The sequence below is a fragment of the Mycobacterium sp. NGS11 genome (assembly GCF_059813315.1).
In genome coordinates this window covers 158,201-178,490 of record NZ_JCALEJ010000007.1, presented here as the reverse complement: position 1 = coordinate 178,490, position 20,290 = coordinate 158,201, and the positions used below count along the sequence as shown (strand labels likewise).

The following is a 20,290-nucleotide window of genomic DNA, read 5'->3' as shown; positions in this document are numbered from 1 at the left end:
TATCCACCGTCACCTCCTTACGATCCGCCTAAATATAGCCATATGTGTCCTAATATTAGGAGATTGTCCGTGTTCAAGGTGGGAGTTTGGGGCCCGGGCTCGATGGGCGTGGTGGCCCTGCGCGGGGTGATCGACCATCCGGAGCTGCAACTGGTCGACGTCGTCGTGCACAGCGACGCGAAGGCTGGTCGCGATGCGGGGGAGCTGTGTGGCATCGCGCCCGTCGGCGTGGTGGCGACCCGGGATCCGGCGGCCCTGCTGGCCGGTGATGCCGATGTCGTGGTGTACGCCGCCGCCGCGAACTTGCGGCCGCTGGAGGCCGTCGAGGACATGGTGTCGATCCTGCGGGCCGGAAAGAACGTGGTGTCGTGTTCGGTGGTGCCGCTGGTATTTCCCGACGCCGTCGACGCCGCCTTCACCGCCCCGCTGCGCCTGGCCGCGATCGACGGAGGGGTGTCGTTCTTCACCACCGGCATCGACTCCGGGTTCGCCAATGACGTGCTGCCGCTGGTCCTTACCGGAGTCTCCCGGGTGATCGAGTCGGTGCGGGTCACCGAGATGTTCAATTACGCCACCTATCCGGACCGCTCCGCCGTCTACGAGATTCTCGGATTCGGCCAGCGGCCGGACTACCCGGCCTTCGCGGCCCAGCCGGGGATCTTCACCTTCGGCTGGGGTCCGGTGCTGCACCAGTTGGCCGCCGGGCTGGGCGTCAAAATCGACAACATCGAGGAGAGCAACGAGCGCATCCCCGCCACCGAGTCCTTCGACACCCCCACCGGTCACATCGCCGCCGGAACCATCGCCGCGATGCGTTCGACGCTCACCGGTTACGTGGACGGGAAGCCGACTTTCGTGCTCGACCACGTGACGCGCATGCGTGACGACATCGCCCCGGACTGGCCGCAGCCACGCGTCTCCATCACACCGAGGGACCTCGGCTACGGGCCGGCGTCGGGACAGGGGCTGTACCGCGTGGAGATCGAGGGCTCGCCGAGCATGCGCTGTGAATTCGAGATGGCCGAGGGGGCGGACCACGACCTGGGGGCCCGCATCGCCGGCTCGTCGCGAATGGTGAACGCCATCCCCGCGGTTTGTGCGGCCCCGCCGGGACTGCTGTCCGCGCTGGACCTGCCGATGATCACCGGGAGCGGCCTGGTGCGTCCGGTGCCTGGGCCGCCGCCGGACAGCCGGCTGTTCTAACCCTCATCCCGGCCGTCGGGAAAGGTCGCGGCGGCGAGCTGCAGGATTTCGGCGCGGTCGGCCGGCAGAATGAACCCGGCGGCGATCGCCGCGTCGAGGGCAGCGGTAAAGCCTTCCAGGTACTGCGCGCCGCCATCCGGATAGAGCCGCCGAATCGTGTTGGCGTCGAACAGTTCTCCGGAGCCGAAGATCGACGACATGATGCTCTCGTCGCCGCCCAGACCCGACGTCCTGGCGATCGGCACGTCCACCCATGGGGTTCTGATGCCACCGCGGGCGAGCCCGTTACCATCCGGAACGGGTTGCGGCCCGGCGTCTTCGCGTACCTCGAGCGGGTCCGCGCTCGGGGCGGGTTCGCCGGAGACGACCCAGTTATTCAGCGCAGCCACCGCCGCTTGCACCACATAGTGGTGCTGCGGGCCGAAGTTGATGCTGTGTGCCAGCCGCTGGCCCATCAACATGTTGGTCGGCGCGTAGCCCGCCACGATGGTCTCGAGCGGTGCCGAGCCGCTGTCGATGAACGCAACCTGAATCGTGTAGTTGTCGGCGTGTGCGGCGCCGGCGATCTCCCAGACCCGCAGCCGCTCACCGTCCGGCTGCCTGGCGAAGTAGTAACCGTCGCGCGGACCGCCGAAGACATCCGTCTCGGTGATCACCGCCAGCAGCGGGACACGCAGTTCCGGGCGGAACATAACCGGCTGTGTCGCAGAGGATTCGTCGAAGATCGAGCTGCCGTCCAGCGGGGCGGCCGGGCCGAAGCGGGAGTGCACCAGGAATCCGTCGTAGATGTGGGCCAGCGGGTCGACGGCGTTGACGTAGGTCGTGAGAAACATCGCGGACTGGGATTCGCCCAGCGCGATGACGTGCCGGGCGGGCAACCCGCGAAGGATGGCGTCGTGTTCGCCGTCCTTGATGAGCCCGCCGATCTGGGAGAACATGTCGTAGGAGAACGCGTCGCCCGGATGGTGCAGGGTCGCATACCGTTGCGGGTCTTGGCTTTTCAACGACATGTCCGTGCCGAGCAGGCTTTCGCCGCCTTCGACTCCCACCCGCTGAGCCGAGACCGCGACGTAGGCGTAACCGGCGCGCAGCATCTCGCGGTGCGCCATCATCCACACCGCGGCGGCGTCGATGCCACCGCTCACGTTGAGCCATTCGACCAGCACCGTCCCGTTGAACCGGGCGGGATCGGACGGCGTCAACACCACCATTCGGGTGGTGAAATCGGCCGAGCCCGAAGGTGTTACGTCCCAGCGGCCATCGGGACCCAGCTCGCTCACCGGGCTGTAGCTGCGGGCCGTGCCGGCGACCAAGAACTCCTCGACGCAGTACCCGACGTCGGCCAGGTCAAAGGCGCTCAGCAGCAGCGCCGGCTTGCCCGGGGTGGGGGTCACCTGGGTCGTGTGCGTCATGGCGCCGTCCTTCTCAATGCCGTTCCGCGGGAAGCGAACTGGGCAGGCCGAATTTCGTGAACAACGTGTCGTCGAGGAAGGCCACCACGTGGGACACCTTGCCGCCCCGCACATCCAGCACCTGCAGCTGAAAGGGCATGTGCGCCTCGCCGTCGCGCATGTACATGGCCGCGGCGGGCTGGCCGTTGGCGATCAGCGGCAGCATGCGCATGTCCCCGCTGCCCTCGGCCGGGCACTGCTGATGAATCAGGGTGACGATGGCCCCCGCCCCCTGATACCAACCGGTGTACGGCGGCATCTCCCAGATCGCCTCGGCGGTGAACAGGTCGACCAGCCGGTCGATGTCGTAGGTTTCGAACGCGGCGATGTAGCGTGCCAGCAGGTCCTGCGCTTCGGCCGAATCCGGTTGCACCAGTTGGTCTTCGGTGCTGGGCCCCACCTCCTCGAGCTGAGACCTGGCCCGCTGCAGCAGGCTGTTCACGGCGGTGGTGGTGGTCCCGACCGCATCGGCGACCTCCGCGGAGCGCCACTGCAGTACGTCGCGCAGCAGCAGCACCGCCCGCTGACGTGGCGGAAGGTATTGCAGCGCAGCGACAAACGCCAACCGCACGGACTCCCGCGACCCGACGACGACCGAAGGGTCGGCCGGATGCTCGGTCAACTCCGGCAGCGGCTCCAGCCACGGCACCTCACGCCGCTCCACCAGCTCGGCTGTCGGGTCCGAGCTCGGACCGCCCAGGCCCACCGGCAGCGGCCTGCGCTGGCGTCCCTCCAGCGCGGTCAGGCAGGTGTTGGTGGCGATGCGATGTAACCACGTCCGCATCGAGGACTTGCCTTCGAAACGGTCGTAGGCCTTCCAGGCCCGGAGCAGGGTCTCTTGCACCAGGTCCTCGGCGTCGTGTAGCGACCCGGTCATTCGGTAGCAGTGGGCCAGCAGTTCGCGGCGATAGGGTTCGGCGTGCTCCGAGAAACCCTCGCCGGTCACCGGGTCACCTTCAGAGTTCTGCGCGAGGAGGCTCATCCGCATGAGCCTACGCAGTGTCGGGCCATCCGGCCCGAATCAACAGCCACTACGCTGCCGGTAATGACGAGGACCTCCGAGTGAACCGCACCGAACGCAGTTTTGACGGCTTCGGCGGTGTGCGCATCGTCTACGACGTCTGGACGCCCGACACCGCCCCGCGAGCCGTCGTGGTGCTCTCCCACGGTCTGGGCGAATACGCCCGGCGCTACGACCACGTCGCACAGCGCTTCGGCGAGGCCGGCCTGGTCACCTACGCGCTGGACCATCGCGGGCACGGCCGCTCCGGCGGCAAGCGGGTGCTGGTGCGCGACATCCATGAGTACACCTCCGACTTCGACACCCTGGTCGGCATCGCCACCCGGGAACACCACGGCCTCAAGTGCGTCGTGCTGGGGCACAGCATGGGCGGCGGAATCGTCTTCGCTTACGGCGTCGAACGCCCGGACAACTACGACCTGATGGTGCTCTCGGGGCCCGCGGTCGCGGCCCAGGACCAGGTCTCGCCGCTGCTGGGGTTGGCCGCCAAGGTGCTCGGGGTCGTCATGCCCGGGCTGCCGGCGCAGGAACTCGACGTCGACGCCATCTCCCGGGACCCCGCGGTGGTGGCCGCCTACAAAGAAGACCCGCTGGTGTATCACGGCAAGGTGCCGGCCGGCATCGGCCGCGCGTTGTTGCTGGTCGGCGAGACCATGCCGCGGCGGGCGCCGGCCCTGACGGCGCCATTGCTGGTGGTGCACGGGGAGCAGGACCGGCTGATTTCGGTCGCGGGCAGCCGGCGCCTCGTCGAGTGTGTGGGGTCCACCGACGTCGAGTTGAAGGTGTATCCGGGGCTCTATCACGAGGTTTTCAACGAACCCGAGCGCCGGCAGGTGCTTGATGACGTGGTCTCCTGGATCACCGCGCGCCTGTGAGACGGGCGTGTCGGCGGGCTCCAGTATTTTGGCGCCATGACTCGCGCCGGCGACGATGCAGTGGGGGCGCCTCCCGCTTGCGGGGGACGAAGCGACGTGGGGGGACCTCCCGCTTGCGGGGGAGAGGAGCGGCGCCATGACTGACGACAAGATGCTGGCGCGCATCGCCGCGCTGCTGCGTCAGGCCGAGGGCACCGACAACACCCACGAAGCCGACGCGTTCATGTCCGCCGCGCAGCGGCTCGCGACGGCCGCGTCCATCGACCTCGCGGTGGCGCGCTCCCATTCCGCCCAGCGGTCGGCGGCGCAGGCACCGACGCAGCGCACCATCACCATCGGGGCCGCCGGCACCAAGGGGTTACGCACGTATGTACAGCTGTTCGTGCTCATCGCCGCGGCCAACGATGTGCGATGCGACGTGGCGTCGAATTCGACGTTCGTCTATGCCTACGGGTTCGTCGAGGACATCGACGCCAGCCACGCCCTGTACGCCAGCCTGGTCGTCCAGATGGTCCGCGCGTCGGACGCCTACCTGGCCTCGGGTGCGCACCGTCCCACGCCGACGATCACCGCCCGGCTCAACTTCCAGCTGGCGTTCGGGGCGCGCGTCGGCCAGCGGCTGACCGAGGCCCGCGACCAGGCCCGGCGGGAAGCCACCAAAGACCGCAGCCGGGCGCCGGGCACCGCTATTGCGTTGCGGGACAAGGAGGTCGAGCTGGTGGACTACTACCGCGGCGCGTCGAAGGCGCGCGGCACCTGGCAGGCCGCCCGGGCATCGGCGGGGTATTCGTCGGCGGCGCGGCGCGCCGGGGACCGGGCCGGCAAGCGAGCGCGGCTCGGCAACAGTCCCGAGCTTCCCGGGGCGCGGAGCGCGTTGAGCGGGTGACTGCGGGGGACTCCCCGCGGCGGGATTCTCAACGCTCCAAGGTCTATGCGGCCGAGGAGTTCGTCCGGACGCTGTTCGACCGTGCCGCCCAGTACAGCTCACCGGTGGTGGACTTCTTCGGCACGCAGTTGACGCTGCCGCCCGAGGGGCGATTCGGTTCGGTGGCCTCCGCGCAGCGCTATGTGGACGACGTGCTGGCGCTTCCGGCGGTGCGGCAACGGTGGCCGGCCGCGTCGCCCCTGCGGGTGCGGCAACGGCGCGCCGCCAGCGCCGCGCACTACGAAAACCGTGACGGCACAGGCGTTATCGCGGTGCCAGATCGCGACACCGCCGACTGGGCGCTGCGCGAGCTGGTGATGCTGCACGAAGTGGCGCATCATTTGTGCCAGGCCGAGCCGCCGCACGGCCCCGAGTTCGTTGCGACGATCTGCGAGTTGACGGAGCTGGTGATGGGACCGGAACTGGGGCACCTGCTGCGCGTGGTCTACGCCAAAGAGGGCGTGCGGTGAGCCAGGCCGATCCCGACGCGCGGGCCCGCGACGTCGAGGCCCGGATGACCGACGACGAGCGGTTCGGGCTGCTGGTGTCGGTGCTGGGGGCCGGCGAGATGTGGCCGGTCCGCGACGAGCGGATCCCCGCGAACACGCCGATGAGTGCGGGATACGTGCCGGGCATCCCGCGCCTGGGTGTGCCGGCGTTGCTGATGAGCGACGCCGGCCTGGGCATCACCAACCCGGGTTTCCGCCCGGGCGACACGGCCACTGCGCTGCCCGCCGGTCTGGCGCTGGCCGCCAGCTTCAATCCGTCACTGGCCCGGGCCGCGGGTGAACTGATCGGCCGCGAAGCGCGCAGCCGCGGGTTCAACGTGCAACTGGCCGGTGCGATGAACCTGGCCCGCGACCCGCGCAACGGCCGCAACTTCGAATATCATTCCGAGGACCCGCTTTTGACCGCCACGATGGCCGCCGAGTCGATCGACGGCATCCAGCGCCAAGGCGTGATCTCGACGGTCAAGCACTACTCGTTGAACTGCAACGAAACCAACCGGCACTTCCTGGACGCGGTCATCGATCCCGATGCCCACCGCGAATCCGACTTGCTGGCCTTCGAATTGGCGATCGAGCGCGCGCAACCCGGCGCCGTGATGACCGCCTACAACAAGATCAACGGCGATTACGCCGCGGCGAACTCCGTCTTGATCAACGAGGTCCTGAAGGATGCCTGGGGCTACCCCGGGTGGGTGATGTCGGATTGGGGTGCCACGCCGAGCTGGCGGTGCGCCCTGGCCGGCCTCGATCAGGAGTGTGGCGCCCAGATCGACACGCTGTTGCGGCAGGCCGAGTCCTTCGGTGCGCCGCTGCGCGACGCGTATGCCGACGGGCGGCTGACAAAGGAGCGACTGTCGGACATGGTTCGCCGGATCCTGCGGTCCATGTTCGCCGTCGGTGTCGACAACGCCGAGCCGGCGCCGCCACCGGACCTGGCCGCGCACAACGAGATCGCGCTGAACATCGCCCGGCAGGGAACGGTGCTCCTGACGAACCGGGGGCTGTTGCCGTTGGAGCCCGGGTCGAGTGTGCGTATCGCCGTCATCGGGGGATATGCGCACTTGGGTGTGCCGGCCGGATACGGTTCCAGCACCGTTCTGCCGCGAGGTGGGTACGCGGCCGTGGTCCCCATCGGCGGCACGGGCCTGGAGGCCGGTATGCGCAATCTGTACCTGCTGCCACCGAGTCCGCTGGAAGAGCTACGAAAACAGTTGCCACACGCGCAGTTCGAATTCGACCCGGGCATCAGTCTCGCCGAGGCGGTGCGCGCGGCGCACAGGGCCGACATCGCGATCGTGTTCGCGGTCCGCGCGGAGGGTGAAGGCTTCGACATCGCCGACCTGTCCCTGCCGTGGGGCCAAGACGAACTGATCACCGCGGTGTCGGCGGCCAACCCCGACACCGTCGTGGTGCTGCAGACCGGCAATCCGGTGAGCATGCCCTGGCGCGAGACGGTGAACGCCGTTGTGCAGGCCTGGTTTCCGGGCCAGGCCGGCGCCCGGGCCATCGCCGAGGTCCTCACCGGCCGGGTGAACCCTTCGGGCCGGCTGCCGATCACCTTTCCGGTGGACCTCGACCAGACGCCGCGGCCGCAGTTGCCCGACCCCGGCGAACCGTGGGGGACGGCGAGCACCATCGAATACTTCGAGGGCTCCGACGTCGGTTATCGCTGGTTTGCCACGCGAGGCCACCAGCCGATGTTCGCCTTCGGTCATGGGTTGTCCTACACCAGGTTTGACTACCACGACCTGGTGGTCAGCGGCGGCGAAACGATCCGCGCCAGCTTCACCGTCGTCAACGTCGGCGACCGCGCCGGGGCGGACGTTGCCCAGCTCTACCTGACGGCCGCCGCCGGTGAACCGTGCTTGCGGCTGCTGGGATTCGCGCGGGTGGAGCTCGAGCCCGGGGCGACCCACCGGGTGAGTATCGAGGCGGACCCGCGCCTGCTCGCCCGCTACGACGGCGGCGCCAAGAGCTGGCGGATTAGCCCGGGCGCCTATACCGCGGCGGTGGGTACGTCGGCGATAGCGATGCGGCTGGAAGCCACGGTCGAGGTGACCGGCCGTACGTTCGGGCGGTGAATCACACGGGCACACACCCGAACGCACGACCGGCCCGACGGACTACTTGACGGGGGTCAGCGCGTCGCCGCACGTGCAGCGGTAGGGCTCACCCGAACCCGAGCAGTGGCAGGGGACCTCGATGCGGACGCGACAGCCGCAGCCTTCGTGGCCGCAGGTCAATTCGGTCCCGGCCTCGTAAGTTGCCATGTAACTCACCCTTTTCTCGTTGTGGTGACTCGTGCGGTGCGGGTCGACCGCACCCTCACTATATACCCCCCGAGGGTATGTCGTAAACGGCCACCACCGGTCCGATACCGGTCCGGCTTGCCGTGCCAACCCGGTCGGGCGCGGCTAGCGTGGGCGAAATGACCGAGAAACCAACCCCCGAAGACGTCGACGCATTTCTGGACAGCACGGTGGTGCAGGACGATCCGTCCTTGAGCGCCGCCCTGGAGGCCAGCAGTGCGGCCGGATTGCCCCCGATTGCGGTATCGGTCCAGCAGGGAAAGTTCCTGAGCGTGCTCGCGGGTGCCACCGGCGCGCGCAGCATCCTCGAGCTCGGCACGCTCGGCGGTTTCAGCACCATCTGGCTGGCGCGCGGCGCCGGCCCGCAGGGCCGGGTGGTGACGCTGGAATACGAGCCCAAGCACGCCGAGGTGGCGCGGGCCAACCTGGAGCGGGCCGGCCTCGCCGATCGGGTGGAGGTGGTCGTCGGGGCCGCGCTGGACACGCTGCCGACGGTGACCGGTCCCTTCGATCTGATCTTCATCGACGCCGATAAGGAGAACTACCCCGCCTACCTGGAGTGGTCGGTGCGACTGGCCCGTCCCGGCGCGGTCATCGTGGCGGACAACGTGATTCGGCAGGGACAGATCCTCGACCCGGAATCCAACGCCCAGGCGCAGGCTGTCCGGCGAACGCTGCAGGCGATGGGCGAGGATCCGCGGCTGGACACCGCGGTGATCCAGACGGTGGGCGCCAAGCCTTGGGACGGCTTCGCGCTCGCGTTGGTGCGCTAGGTGTAGCGCGGGGTGAGGTCGGCGACGGCCTGCTCGGCGGAGGTGAGTTCGCCTATCCGCAAAGCGGTTTCGCCCGCGTACAAAGCCGCGCTGTCCAACCAGGAGTCGGGCACGCCGGCCACCGGCGCCAGCGGCGTGAAGAACGGGAAGGCGGGCGACTGCAGGCGCATCAGCGGCCCCGCATCGAAATAGCCCAGAGCCGACAGCGGGCGGCTGGCCGCGTTCAGGGCAGAAGGGAGCGCCTTGGCCTTCCCGTCGTGGCCGCACCACCGCCGGGTGGCCGCGTTGGGCACGACGCGGTGGCGCAGCGGCCAGCTCAGCCCGAACAGGTTGGTTTCGATCGTGCTGTCCGCCTGCAGGATTCGCCGCTGGTACTCGCGGTTCGCGTTGGCTTCGTGCGTCAACAGGAATCGTGTGCCGGCGATGACACCGCTGGCGCCGGCATCCAGCGCGGCGCGGGTGTCGGCGCCGGTGGCGATGCCACCGGCCACGAAGACCGGGCGGTTGGCGGACACGGCGAGGGCGTGCGGTAAAAAATCCAGCGCCGCCATCGTGCCCACGAGATGCCCTCCGGCCTCGCGTCCCTGAGCGATCAAACCATCGGCGCCGCCGGCTATCGCGGCACGCGCTTGCGCCTCGGTGCCCACCATCACGAAGACGAAGACCCCGGCATCGCGCAGGTGCGCGACGAGCCCCCGCTTGTCGCCGAACGCCAGGACGACGGCGTCCACGCCGGCGTCGACGCAGACCGCGACGTGACGACGATGAACGAAGGGCAGCAACAGGTTTACCGCCACGGCGCGGTCAGGCGCCTGCGCGCGCACCTGTTCGATCGACGTTCGTAGCCGGCGGGGCGTGTCGATGCCCAGCGTGCCGAGCCCGCCCGCCCGGGTGACCGCGCCCGCCAGCGCCGGGCCCGCCAGTCCGCCGCCCATGCCGGCCTGCCCGACCGGTACATCGAGGCGCAGCCGGTCGACGATATCCATGCCCTAAGACGCTACGCGCCTTATCGATACGACCCCGCGGAGCGGCCCCGTCGGGCGCCGCTTTTCGTTGCTGGCCATGGTGCGCCGGCGTAATCTTGACGCCAGATGGATGGGTGCAGTCGGGCTCAAAAGGCTTGCTGCATAACAGAAAGGTCACAAAATGAGTACAGTCCATTCATCAATCGATCACCATCCCGATTTGTTGGCTCTGCGTGCGCGCTATGAGCGCGTCGCCGAGTCGATGAGCGCGCATGTCACGTTCGGACTGGCCCTGCTGACGGGCCTGTATGTGGCCGCGTCGCCGTGGATCGTCGGATTCAACGCCACGGCATCGCTCACCACGTCCGACTTGATCGCGGGGATCGCGGCGGCGTTCTTGGCCTACGGGTTCGCGACCGCGCTGGATCGCGCGCACGGCATGACCTGGACGATGCCGGTTCTGGGCGGTTGGGTCATCGTCTCGACCTGGATCCTGCCGGGCGTCACGCTGAGCGCCGGCATGGTCTGGTCGAATGTCGTTGCGGGCGCGTTGTTGACGTTCTTGGGCCTCAACGCGACCTACTTCGGCATGCGCACTCGCGCGGCGGACACGCGCGCGTAGTCGCGAACTTCGCTAGACCGCAAGGCGGTTCGCCTGCCCCGGGCCGAACCTCACGGCCCGGGGCGGCGATCAGCCGCAGACCGCGCCGATCGCGGCCGAGCTGACCAGCTTCACATACTTGGCCAGCACCCCGGTCTTGTAGCGGGGCTCCGGCGGGGTGAAATCCTTTCGGCGCGACTCGAATTCGGCAGGATCGGTCAGCACGTCGAGCACGTGGTTGGCCACATCCAGGCGGATGCGGTCGCCGTCTTGCAGGAAGGCGATCGGTCCGGCGTCGACCGCCTCGGGCGCGATATGTCCGACGCACAGGCCGGTGGTCCCGCCCGAGAACCGGCCGTCGGTCAGCAGCAGCACGTCCTTGCCCAGACCCGCACCCTTGATGGCGCCGGTGATGGCCAGCATTTCGCGCATGCCGGGCCCGCCCTTGGGGCCCTCGTAGCGGATCACCACGGCGTCACCCTTGGTGATGGTGCCGTCCTCCAAAGCGTCCAGCGCGGCCCGCTCGCCGTCGAAAACCCTTGCGGTGCCCTCGAACACGTCGGAATCGAAACCGGCCGACTTCACCACCGCCCCCTCGGGCGCCAGCGATCCGCGCAGGATGGTGATCCCGCCGGTCGGGTGAATGGGATTGCTCAGGGCGCGAAGCACCTTGCCGTCCGGGTCGGGCGGCGCGATCTCGGCCAGGTTCTCGGCAACCGTCGCACCCGTCACCGTCAGGCAGTCGCCGCGCAGCAGACCGGCGTCGAGCAGCGCCTTCATCACGACCGGCACGCCGCCGATGTGGTCGACGTGGGACATGACGTGGCGGCCGAAGGGCTTGACGTCGGCCAAGTGCGGAACCTTCGAGCCGATCCGGCTGAAATCGTCGAGCGAGAGCTCGACGCCGGCCTCGTGGGCGATGGCGAGCAGGTGCAGCACCGCGTTCGTCGAGCCGCCGAACGCCATCACCACCGCGATCGCGTTTTCGAAGGCCTCCTTGGTGAGGATGTCGCGGGCGGTGATGCCGCGCCGCAGCAGCTCGACGACGGCCGCACCGCTGCGCCGCGCGAACCCGTCGCGGCGGCGGTCGGTCGCCGGTGGCGCCGCGCTGCCCGGCAGCGACATCCCGAGCGCCTCGGCGGCGCTGGCCATCGTGTTGGCGGTGTACATGCCGCCGCACGCGCCCTCACCGGGACAGATCGCGCGCTCGATGGCATCGACGTCCTCGCGGGGCATCAGACCCCGGGCGCAAGCGCCGACCGCCTCGAACGCGTCGATGATCGTGACCTCGCGCTCGCTGCCGTCGGACAGCTTGGCAAGCCCGGGCAGGATGGACCCCGCGTAGAGGAACACCGAGGCCAGGTCGAGTCGTGCGGCGGCCATCAGCATCCCGGGCAGCGACTTGTCGCATCCGGCCAGCAGCACCGACCCGTCGAGCCGCTCGGCCTGCATCACCGTCTCGACGCTGTCGGCGATCACCTCGCGGGAGACCAGCGAGAAGTGCATGCCTTCGTGGCCCATCGAGATGCCGTCGGACACCGAGATGGTGCCGAACTCCAGCGGGTATCCGCCGGCGGAGAAGACGCCCTCCTTGACCGCCTTGGCGAGCCGGTCCAGGGACAGGTTGCACGGGGTGATCTCGTTCCAGGACGACGCCACCCCGATCTGCGGCTTGGCGAAGTCTTCGTCTCCCATGCCTACGGCCCGCAGCATGCCCCGGGCGGCGGCCTTCTCCAGGCCGTCGGTGACGTCACGACTACGCGGCTTGATGTCGGCGGCGGGGGCCGAATCGGTGGTGGGGGGCATCGCTCAAGTATGCGGGAACGCCGTGGCCAGCTGACCGGGGGATACCCCAACGGGGTATAAGCTGGCGGGGTGACGAACGACCACGGGTATTCGCAGCAGAAGGACAACTACGCGAAGCGGCTGCGACGCATCGAGGGCCAGGTGCGTGGCATCGCCCGGATGATCGAGGAAGACAAGTACTGCATCGACGTGCTCACCCAGGTGAGCGCCGTCAACAGCGCGCTGCGGTCGGTCGCCCTGAACCTGCTCGACGAGCACCTGAACCACTGCGTCACCCGCGCCGTCGCCGAGGGCGGCGACGATGCCCAAGCCAAGCTCGACGAGGCGTCCGCCGCGATCGCGCGGTTGGTTCGTTCTTGATCGGTGATGCAGTTGAGACCTTCGCTACGGCCCTGATGCGGGGGGAGGCGTAGTTGCGGTCCGTACGGTAAGGCAGTGTGATCGCATTAGGCGCGACAACCCAGGAAGTGGGTAGTCCGGCCGATACAGAAGCCATGACTGCCGAAATCAACGCTGCCGCGCGAACGTGGACCCCACGGATCGCGGCTCAGTTGGCTGTGCTGGCGGCCGCGGCCTTCACCTACGTCACCGCCGAGATTCTGCCGGTGGGCGCGCTGCCGGCCATCGCTCGCGACCTGCACGTCAGTTTGTTCGCGGTGGGAACGCTGTTGACCTGGTATGCCTTCGTGGCGGCCCTGACGACGTTTCCGCTGGTGCGCTGGACCGCGCACTGGCCGCGGCGGCGCGCGCTCATGCTCAGCCTGACCTGCCTGACGGCCTCGCAGGCGATCTCGGCACTGGCGCCTAATTTTGCGGTGCTGGCCACCGGGCGGGTGCTCTGCGCGATCACCCACGGCCTGCTGTGGGCGGTCATCGCACCGATCGCGACCCGGCTCGTGCCGCCGAGCCATGCCGGGCGGGCCACCATGTCGATCTACGTCGGTACCAGCCTCGCGCTGGTGGTGGGGAGCCCGCTCACCGCGGCCTTGAGCCTGATGTGGGGGTGGCGCCTGGCCGTCGTGTGCGTCACCGTCGCGGCCGCCGCCGTCACGCTCGCCGCCCGGCTGATGCTGCCGGAGATGGTGCTCACCGAGGACCAGCTCGCCCACGTCGGCCCCAGGTCACGACACCACCGCAACCCCCGGCTGATTCTGGTGAGCGTGCTGGCGATGATCGCGGTCACCGGCCACTTCGTGTCCTACACGTTCATCGTCGAGATCATCCGCAACGTCCTCGGCGTGCGTGGACCCAACCTGGCCTTCGTGCTGGCCGCCTACGGGCTGGCCGGTTTGCTGTCGTTGCCGCTGGTGGCGCGGCCGCTGGATCACCGGCCCAAGAGCGCCGTCATCCTGTGCATGACGGGGTTGACGGCGGCCTTCGTGGCGCTGACCGGGCTGGCGTTCGGTGGCCGGGCCGGCGTGGCCACAGCGCTGATCGGAACCGCCGCCATCGTGCTGTGGGGGGCGATGGCCACCGCGGTCTCGCCGATGATGCAATCCGCCGCGATGCGCAACGGGGCCGACGACCCCGACGGGGCGTCGGGGTTCTACGTCACCGCGTTCCAGGTCGGTATCATGGCCGGCTCACTGGTCGGCGGCCTGCTGTACGAGCGCAGCGTCACGATGATGCTGACGGCTTCGGCAGCGCTGATGGCCGTCGCGCTGGCCGGCATCGCGGCCAACCGGCGGATGCTGGACGTTGCTCCGACAAGCTCACCCGATTCATAGCCGCGCAGGTCAAGTGCGTGAACGCACTCCTTTCGTGTCGCGGCAATCCGTCGGTGACGGTAGCTGGCGTGGCTGCTATGCCACACTGTGTCGAGAACACCGAGTGGAGGTATGCGTATGTCAGGCTGGACGAGGGCCGGGACGAGGAAGGGCCTTTTCGCCGCTCTGAGCACAACCGGTTTGGCGTCCGTCGTGGGCTTGGCGCTGGTGCTGAGTGCGGCTCCCGCATCGGCGGATCCGGACCCGGCACCCGCTGACCCGGGTGCCGTCGCCGCTCCGCCCGGGCCGCCCCCGCCCGATCCGTTGGCGCCCCCGCCTCCGGCTGACCCGCTGGCGGCCCCGCCTCCGCCCAACCCGCTGGCGCCGCCGGCGCCGTGGGCTCCGCCCAACGCCCAGCCCGCAGCGACGTCGGCCGAGGGGCAGAACGCCACGCCGTTCACCGGCACGGCGCCGTTCGGGCCGCCGTCGTTCGTCCCCAAGAGCGGCTCGACGGTGGGTGTGGGCCAGCCGATCATCATCAACTTCCCCGGAACGGTCGAGAACGCCGACGCGGCGATCGGCGCCGTGCACGTCTCGTCGGTTCCGCCGGTGCCGGGCAAGTTCTACTGGATGACCCCGACCCAGCTGCGCTGGCGCCCGATCAACTTCTGGCCCGCGCACACCGCGGTGACCGTCGACGCCGGCGGCACCGTGTCCACCTTCCAGACCGGTGACACGCTGATCGCCACGGCCGACGACGCGACCCACCAGCTGACCATCACCCGCAACGGCACCGTGGAGAAGACCTTTCCGATGTCGATGGGCATGACGTCGGGCAACCACCAGACCCCCAACGGCACCTACTACGTGCAGGACAAGAAGGCCTCGGTGGTGATGGACTCCTCGACCTACGGGGTGCCGGTCAGCTCGACCTATGGCTACAAGGTGACGGTTGAGGACGCGGTGCGCTTCGACAACGTCGGCGACTACGTGCACAGCGCGCCGTGGTCGGTCGACGACCAAGGCAAGCGCGACGTCAGCCACGGCTGCATCAACATCAGCCCGAGCAACGCGAAGTGGTTCTTCGACAACTTCGGTCCGGGTGATCCCATCGTGGTGAAGAACTCCAGCGGCGGCTCGTACAAGAAGAACGACGGCTCCGCCGACTGGATGAACTAGACCCTTCGCGACAGCGCAGAATCGCCCATTTCCCTCGGAAATGGGTCGATTCTGCGTATTGGCGTTAAGGACGTGTGTGCTCGGGGGCTTTCGCGGCCGCGGCGATTATGTATAGCATCATACATACGCCGAGACCGCTGAGGAGCTGCGATGCGTAGTCCACGCGAGCGGATGGTCGTCTCCGCCGCGCTGCTTATCCGGGAGCGGGGCGCGCGCGCCACCGCGATCTCCGACGTGCTCGAGCACAGCGGCGCGCCGCGGGGCTCGGCCTACCACTACTTCCCCGGCGGCCGCACGCAATTGCTCTGCGAGGCGGTCGACTATGCGGGTGAGCACGTCGCCGCCGTGATCGCCGGCGCCGACGATGGCCCGCAACTGCTGGACACGTTGATCGACAAGTACCGCCGGCAGCTACTCGACAGCGACTTCCGCGCCGGCTGCCCCATCGTGGCGGTCTCCGTCGAAGCGGGCGAGCAGCACGACGCCGAACGCATGGTGATCGAGCGTGCCGCCGCGGTCTTCGACCGATGGACGGATTTGATCGCCGCGCGGTTCATCGCGGACGGGATTCCGCCGGAGCGGGCACGCGAACTGGCGATCCTCGCGACCACCTCCCTCGAGGGCGCGATCGTGCTCGCGCGGGTTCGTCGTGACCCGACGCCCCTCGACGTCGTCCACCGCCAGCTGCGCGATCTGCTGCTGGCGGCGTCGCCCCCTGGGGGGCCAGGAAAGGAAATCCGCGATGACCGGTGAATGGCAATCCAGCGCGTGCATCCTGTGCGAATGCAACTGCGGCATCGTCGTCCAAGTCGAAGACCGCCGGCTGGCCCGCATCCGCGGCGATAAGGCGCACCCGGCCTCGCAGGGCTATACCTGCAACAAGGCGCTGCGGCTGGACCACTACCAGAACAGCGGCGCCCGGCTGACCTCACCACTTCGCCGCCGCGCGGACGGCGGCTACGAGGAGATCGATTGGGACACGGCGATCGTGGAGATCGCCGAGGGATTCAAGCGCATTCGCGACAGCTACGGCGGCGACAAGATCTTCTACTACGGCGGCGGCGGGCAGGGCAATCACCTGGGCGGGGCGTACAGCGGCGCCTTCTTGAAGGCGCTGGGTTCGCGCTACCGCTCGAATGCGCTGGCGCAGGAGAAGACCGGTGAGGCCTGGATCGACGGGCACCTCTACGGTGGTCACACCAGGGGCGAGTTCGAACACGCCGAGGTCGCGGTATTCGTCGGCAAGAACCCGTGGATGTCGCAGAGCTTTCCGCGAGCCCGGGTGGTGCTCAACGAGATCGCCAAGGATCCGGCCCGTTCGATGATCGTCATCGATCCCGTGGTCACCGACACCGCCAAGATGTCCGACTTCCACCTGCGGGTCCGACCCGGCACCGACGCATGGTGTCTGGCCGCGCTGGCCGCCATCCTGGTGCAGGAAAACCTGTGCAACGAAACATTTCTCGCCGAGCATGTGCGCGGCGCGGATGCCGTGCGCGCGGCGCTGCGCGAGGTGTCGGTGGCCGACTACGCCGAGCAGTGCGGGGTGGACCAGGAACTGCTGCGCGCAGCGGCGCGGCGCATCGGCACGGCCGCCAGCGTCTCGGTGTTCGAAGACCTTGGCGTGCAGCAGGCACCCAACAGCACCCTGTGCTCCTATCTGAACAAGTTGCTCTGGATCCTCACCGGCAACTTCGCGAAAAAGGGTGGCCAGCACCTGCATTCGTCGTTCGCCCCACTGTTCGGCCAGTTCTCCGGCCGTACCCCCGTCACCGGCGCCCCGATCATCTCCGGACTGGTGCCCAGCAATGTGGTGCCCGAGGAAATCCTGACCGACCATCCCGACCGGTTCCGGGCCATGATCGTGGAAAGCAGCAATCCCGCTCACTCGCTGGCCAATTCGGCCGCCTGCCGGGAGGCTTTTCAGGCGCTGGAACTGATGGTGGTCATCGACGTCGCGATGACCGAGACGGCAAGGCTCGCGCATTATGTGCTGCCCGCGGCGTCCCAGTTCGAGAAGCCGGAAGCCACCTTCTTCAACCTCGAATTCCCGCGCAATACCTTCCAGCTGCGCCGTGCGTTGATGGAGCCGCTGCCGGGAACCCTGGACGAACCCGAGATCTGGGCGCGGTTGGTCCGTGCGCTCGGCGTCGTGGACGACGCGGATCTGCGGCCGCTGCACGAAGCGGCCCGACATGGCCGGCAGGCATACACCGAAACGTTCCTCGGTGCCGCCGCGACCAATCCCACTGTGGCGCAACTGCTGCCGTATGTGCTGTACGAAACGCTCGGGCCGACACTGCCCGAGGGGCTGCGCGGCGCGGCCGCCCTGTGGGGGCTTGCCCAGAAAACCGCACTGAGCTATCCGGATGCGGTGCGGCGCGCCGGGCACGCCGACGGCAACGCCCTGTTCGACGCGATCCTGGCCACCCCGTCAGGGGTGACCTTCACCGTGCACAACTACGAGGACGACTTCGCGCTGATCGGTCACGCCGATCAGCAGATCGCGCTGGAGATTCCGTCCATGCTCGACGAATTGAAGACGCTGTCCCGCACTCCGTCCCGGCTCACCACCCCGGAATTCCCGATCGTGCTGTCGGTGGGGGAGCGGCGCGCCTACACCGCGAATGACATCTTCCGCGACCCGACCTGGCGCAGACGCGACGCCGACGGCGCACTGCGGATCAGCATCGAGGACGCCCAGATGCTCGGTCTGGCGCAGGGGTGCCGGGCGCGCATCAGCACAGCGGCCGGTAGCGCCGAGGCCACCGTGGAGATCACCGAGACGATGATGGCCGGTCATGCCGCCCTGCCCAACGGTTTTGGGCTCGACTACCGCGACGCCGAGGGGCGCACCGTCACTCCGGGTGTGGCCCCGAACGTACTCACGTCGACCGGGTGGCGCGACCCCTACGCCGGCACGCCGTGGCACAAGCACGTGCCCGCGCGGATCGAGGCCGTGAGCGTCAGTTCCAGATCTTGACCCGGCTGCCCGGCTCCAAGAACAGCGCGCCGGCGTCGGCGCCGTCGAAGGCGTCGTAAAAGGCGTCCATGTTGCGCAGCACGCCGTTGCACCGGAACTCCGGCGGCGAGTGCGGATCCACCGCCAGGCGCCGGATCGCATCCGCCTCACGGGATTTGGTGCGCCACACCTGGGCCCATCCGTAGAACACGCGCTGCACGCCGGTCAGGCCGTCGATCACCGGGGCGGGCCGGCCGTTCAGCGACAACTGGTAAGCCAGCAGCGCGATCGACAAGCCACCCAGGTCGCCGATGTTCTCCCCGACGGTGAAAGCGCCGTTGACGTGGTGGTCGCCGTCCAGGCCCCGTGGAGTGTAAGCGTCGTACTGCTCGATGAGAGCCTTTGTGCGGGAACCGAATTCGGTCCGGTCGGCATCCGTCCACCAGTCCACCAGGTTTCCGTCACCGTCGTATTTGGCCCCCTGGTCGTCGAAGCCGTGCCCGATCTCGTGCCCGATCACCGCGCCGATCCCGCCGTAGTTGGCCGCGTCGTCGGCCTCGGGGTCGAAGAACGGCGGCTGCAGAATCGCTGCCGGGAAGACGATTTCGTTCATCCCGGGGTTGTAGTACGCGTTGACCGTCTGCGGCGTCATGAACCACTCGTCCCTGTCCACCGGCCCGCCCAGCTTGGCCAGCTCACGATCGTGGTTGACCGCGTACCCGCGCAGGTAGTTGCCGTACAGGTCGTCGCGCTCGATCACCAGCGTGGAGTAGTCGCGCCACTTGGCCGGATAGCCGACCTTGGCGGTGAACTTCTCCAGCTTGGCCAGCGCCCGCTCCCGGGTCTGCGGCGTCATCCAGTCCAGGTCGCTGATGCTCATCCGGTACGCCGCACGCAGGTTGGCGACCAGCTCGTCGATGCGGGCCTTCGCCCCGGGCGGGAAATGCCGCTGCACATACAGCTTTCCGACGGCGTCGCCCATCAGGTTCTCCACCAGCGACACCGCGCGCTTCCATCGCTCCCGGATCTGCTCGGCGCCGGTCAGCAGCCGGCCGTAGAAGTCGAAGTCCGCGGACACCAGCTCGTCGGTCAGCCAGGAGGCCCGTGCGCGGATCAGCCGCCACCGCGCCCAGCTCTTCCACACCTCGAGGTCCTCGTTGCGCCACAGCTCGGCGAAGGTGCGCAGGTAATCGGGTTGGCGCACAATCACTTCCGCCAGCGACTCGGGGCTCGCGCCCAGCGCGGCGGCCCAGCCCGCCCAGTCGAAGCCCACCGACTCGTCACGCAGTTGCGCGAACGTGCGCAGGTTGTAGCTGAGCTCGGCGTCGCGGCGCTTGACCACATCCCAATGCGCCTCGGCGAGCTTGCCCTCCAGCGCGACGATGCGTTCGGCGGTTTGGACGTGGTCGGCCGGGTCCCCGCCGAACACCAGGGCGAACATCCGCGCGATGTGCGCCGGATAGGCCTCCAGCACCTGGAGGTGCCGCTCTTCGCGGTAGTAGGACTCGTCGGGCAGCCCGAGGCCGGACTGGGTGAAATGCACCAGGTAGCGGGCCGAGTTCTTGGCGTCGGTGTCCACGTACACCCCGACGCCGCCGCCCGCGCCGGTGCGCTGCAGCGCGCCGATGGCCCGGGCCAGCGCGTCGGCATCGGCGGCGTCGTCGATCACGGACATCTCGTCGCGCAGCGGCCGCACGCCGCGGCGCTGCACGGTGTCCTCGTCGAGGAAGCTGGCATACAGGTCGCCGATGCGCTGCGCGTCATCGTCCGTGGCGGCCGAATCCTGCTGGCTGGCCTCCACGATCAGGTCGCGCACCTGTTCTTCGGCGCGGTCGTAGAGCTGGCGGAAGGCGCCGTCGGTCGCCCGGTCTGCGGGTATCTCGTATTCGGTCAGCCAGCGGCCGTTGACGTGACCGAACAGGTCGTCTTGGGGGCGGATGCTTTCGTCGACAAAGCTCAGGTCGATGCCCGAGCGGATGGCCGTATTCGTCACCCCGCCATCCTT

Annotated in this window: 17 protein-coding genes and 1 pseudogene; 12 read left to right on the top strand and 6 right to left on the bottom strand. The window is 68.6% G+C overall.

Annotated elements, in window-relative coordinates; genetic code table 11:
- Positions 1-69: 69 nt before the first annotated feature.
- Positions 70-1,203, top strand: coding sequence for an NAD(P)H-dependent amine dehydrogenase family protein (locus AC5Y4T_RS11995; RefSeq protein ID WP_499953176.1), 1,134 nt, complete (start codon positions 70-72; stop codon positions 1,201-1,203).
- Here the strand turns inward: AC5Y4T_RS11995 and AC5Y4T_RS11990 are convergent.
- Positions 1,200-2,615 carry an alpha/beta hydrolase domain-containing protein gene (locus AC5Y4T_RS11990; RefSeq protein ID WP_499953127.1) on the bottom strand — a complete coding sequence of 472 codons (1,416 nt, stop codon included), beginning with the start codon at positions 2,613-2,615 and terminating at the stop codon, positions 1,200-1,202. The two genes, AC5Y4T_RS11995 and AC5Y4T_RS11990, sit on opposite strands and share 4 nt — an antisense overlap.
- Positions 2,616-2,628: 13 nt before the next feature.
- Positions 2,629-3,763 (bottom strand): annotated as a pseudogene (locus AC5Y4T_RS11985) (sigma-70 family RNA polymerase sigma factor).
- On the opposite strand from AC5Y4T_RS11985, the gene AC5Y4T_RS11980 reads away from it, so the two are divergent.
- The 4 genes from AC5Y4T_RS11980 to AC5Y4T_RS11965 all read left to right on the top strand — a co-directional run bounded on the left by AC5Y4T_RS11980 (position 3,756) and on the right by AC5Y4T_RS11965 (position 8,065).
- Positions 3,756-4,550: an alpha/beta hydrolase gene (locus tag AC5Y4T_RS11980; RefSeq protein ID WP_499953172.1), complete on the top strand. Its 795-nt coding sequence runs from the start codon at positions 3,756-3,758 to the stop codon at positions 4,548-4,550. The pseudogene AC5Y4T_RS11985 and the gene AC5Y4T_RS11980 overlap by 8 nt on opposite strands.
- Positions 4,551-4,686: 136 nt before the next feature.
- On the top strand, positions 4,687-5,436 hold the full coding sequence (locus tag AC5Y4T_RS11975) for a DUF2786 domain-containing protein (protein ID WP_499917710.1): 750 nt from the start codon (positions 4,687-4,689) through the stop codon (positions 5,434-5,436).
- The gene (locus AC5Y4T_RS11970) at positions 5,433-5,945 is read left to right on the top strand and encodes a TIGR04338 family metallohydrolase (RefSeq protein WP_499953125.1); all 513 of its coding nucleotides are present in this window, start codon (positions 5,433-5,435) and stop codon (positions 5,943-5,945) included. Before AC5Y4T_RS11975 ends, AC5Y4T_RS11970 begins: the two co-directional genes overlap by 4 nt.
- A gap of 44 nt (positions 5,946-5,989) precedes the next feature.
- Entirely contained in the window at positions 5,990-8,065 is a 2,076-nt protein-coding gene (locus AC5Y4T_RS11965) for a beta-glucosidase (protein ID WP_499953167.1), read from the top strand.
- Positions 8,066-8,107: 42 nt separating this feature from the next.
- Here AC5Y4T_RS11965 and mymT read toward each other — a convergent pair whose 3' ends face one another.
- A complete protein-coding gene (mymT, locus tag AC5Y4T_RS11960; protein ID WP_067124138.1) occupies positions 8,108-8,254 on the bottom strand; it encodes a copper-binding metallothionein MymT in 147 nt (48 codons plus the stop codon).
- 158 nt (positions 8,255-8,412) lie between these two features.
- Between mymT and AC5Y4T_RS11955 the strand changes: the two genes are divergently transcribed.
- Positions 8,413-9,066 carry an O-methyltransferase gene (locus tag AC5Y4T_RS11955; RefSeq protein WP_499953122.1) on the top strand — a complete coding sequence of 218 codons (654 nt, stop codon included), beginning with the start codon at positions 8,413-8,415 and terminating at the stop codon, positions 9,064-9,066.
- On the opposite strand, the gene AC5Y4T_RS11950 is transcribed toward AC5Y4T_RS11955, so the two are convergent.
- Positions 9,063-10,052, bottom strand: a complete 990-nt coding sequence (locus tag AC5Y4T_RS11950) for a nitronate monooxygenase (RefSeq protein WP_499953120.1) — start codon at positions 10,050-10,052, stop codon at positions 9,063-9,065. The genes AC5Y4T_RS11955 and AC5Y4T_RS11950 overlap by 4 nt on opposite strands.
- 160 nt (positions 10,053-10,212) lie before the next feature.
- On the opposite strand from AC5Y4T_RS11950, the gene AC5Y4T_RS11945 reads away from it, so the two are divergent.
- Complete coding sequence (locus AC5Y4T_RS11945; RefSeq protein WP_499917714.1) at positions 10,213-10,653, top strand: SPW repeat protein; 441 nt, start codon at positions 10,213-10,215, stop codon at positions 10,651-10,653.
- A 69-nt stretch (positions 10,654-10,722) separates the two neighbouring features.
- On the opposite strand, the gene ilvD is transcribed toward AC5Y4T_RS11945, so the two are convergent.
- On the bottom strand, positions 10,723-12,438 hold the full coding sequence (ilvD, locus tag AC5Y4T_RS11940) for a dihydroxy-acid dehydratase (protein WP_499953118.1): 1,716 nt from the start codon (positions 12,436-12,438) through the stop codon (positions 10,723-10,725).
- Between the two features lie 69 nt (positions 12,439-12,507).
- On the opposite strand from ilvD, the gene ricR reads away from it, so the two are divergent.
- The 5 genes from ricR (at position 12,508) to AC5Y4T_RS11915 (ending at position 18,306) form a co-directional block, all read left to right on the top strand.
- Positions 12,508-12,798 (top strand): copper-sensing transcriptional repressor RicR, encoded by a 291-nt coding sequence (gene ricR / locus AC5Y4T_RS11935; protein ID WP_112634682.1) that lies wholly within the window; start codon positions 12,508-12,510, stop codon positions 12,796-12,798.
- 134 nt (positions 12,799-12,932) lie between these two features.
- Entirely contained in the window at positions 12,933-14,165 is a 1,233-nt protein-coding gene (locus tag AC5Y4T_RS11930; protein WP_499917716.1) for an MFS transporter, read from the top strand.
- Between the two features lie 117 nt (positions 14,166-14,282).
- The gene (locus AC5Y4T_RS11925; protein ID WP_499953116.1) at positions 14,283-15,323 is read left to right on the top strand and encodes a L,D-transpeptidase; all 1,041 of its coding nucleotides are present in this window, start codon (positions 14,283-14,285) and stop codon (positions 15,321-15,323) included.
- A gap of 150 nt (positions 15,324-15,473) precedes the next feature.
- The gene (locus AC5Y4T_RS11920) at positions 15,474-16,076 is read left to right on the top strand and encodes a TetR/AcrR family transcriptional regulator (RefSeq protein ID WP_499953114.1); all 603 of its coding nucleotides are present in this window, start codon (positions 15,474-15,476) and stop codon (positions 16,074-16,076) included.
- Positions 16,066-18,306: a molybdopterin-dependent oxidoreductase gene (locus AC5Y4T_RS11915; protein WP_499953112.1), complete on the top strand. Its 2,241-nt coding sequence runs from the start codon at positions 16,066-16,068 to the stop codon at positions 18,304-18,306. The genes AC5Y4T_RS11920 and AC5Y4T_RS11915 overlap by 11 nt, the downstream gene beginning before the upstream one ends.
- On the opposite strand, the gene AC5Y4T_RS11910 is transcribed toward AC5Y4T_RS11915, so the two are convergent.
- Positions 18,290-20,278, bottom strand: a complete 1,989-nt coding sequence (locus AC5Y4T_RS11910) for a M13 family metallopeptidase (RefSeq protein ID WP_499953110.1) — start codon at positions 20,276-20,278, stop codon at positions 18,290-18,292. The two genes, AC5Y4T_RS11915 and AC5Y4T_RS11910, sit on opposite strands and share 17 nt — an antisense overlap.
- Positions 20,279-20,290 lie beyond the last annotated feature (12 nt).

Excerpts from the sequence above, each read along its gene's own strand:
- AC5Y4T_RS11990 (WP_499953127.1), bottom strand. The coding sequence starts at position 2,615 with ATGACGCACACGACCCAGGTGACCCCCACCCCGGGCAAGCCGGCGCTG.
- AC5Y4T_RS11975 (WP_499917710.1), top strand. The coding sequence starts at position 4,687 with ATGACTGACGACAAGATGCTGGCGCGCATCGCCGCGCTGCTGCGTCAG.
- AC5Y4T_RS11965 (WP_499953167.1), top strand. The coding sequence starts at position 5,990 with ATGACCGACGACGAGCGGTTCGGGCTGCTGGTGTCGGTGCTGGGGGCC.
- mymT (WP_067124138.1), bottom strand. The coding sequence starts at position 8,254 with ATGGCAACTTACGAGGCCGGGACCGAATTGACCTGCGGCCACGAAGGC.
- AC5Y4T_RS11955 (WP_499953122.1), top strand. The coding sequence starts at position 8,413 with ATGACCGAGAAACCAACCCCCGAAGACGTCGACGCATTTCTGGACAGC.
- AC5Y4T_RS11950 (WP_499953120.1), bottom strand. The coding sequence starts at position 10,052 with ATGGATATCGTCGACCGGCTGCGCCTCGATGTACCGGTCGGGCAGGCC.
- AC5Y4T_RS11945 (WP_499917714.1), top strand. The coding sequence starts at position 10,213 with ATGAGTACAGTCCATTCATCAATCGATCACCATCCCGATTTGTTGGCT.
- ilvD (WP_499953118.1), bottom strand. The coding sequence starts at position 12,438 with ATGCCCCCCACCACCGATTCGGCCCCCGCCGCCGACATCAAGCCGCGT.
- AC5Y4T_RS11930 (WP_499917716.1), top strand. The coding sequence starts at position 12,933 with ATGACTGCCGAAATCAACGCTGCCGCGCGAACGTGGACCCCACGGATC.
- AC5Y4T_RS11925 (WP_499953116.1), top strand. The coding sequence starts at position 14,283 with ATGTCAGGCTGGACGAGGGCCGGGACGAGGAAGGGCCTTTTCGCCGCT.
- AC5Y4T_RS11920 (WP_499953114.1), top strand. The coding sequence starts at position 15,474 with ATGCGTAGTCCACGCGAGCGGATGGTCGTCTCCGCCGCGCTGCTTATC.
- AC5Y4T_RS11915 (WP_499953112.1), top strand. The coding sequence starts at position 16,066 with ATGACCGGTGAATGGCAATCCAGCGCGTGCATCCTGTGCGAATGCAAC.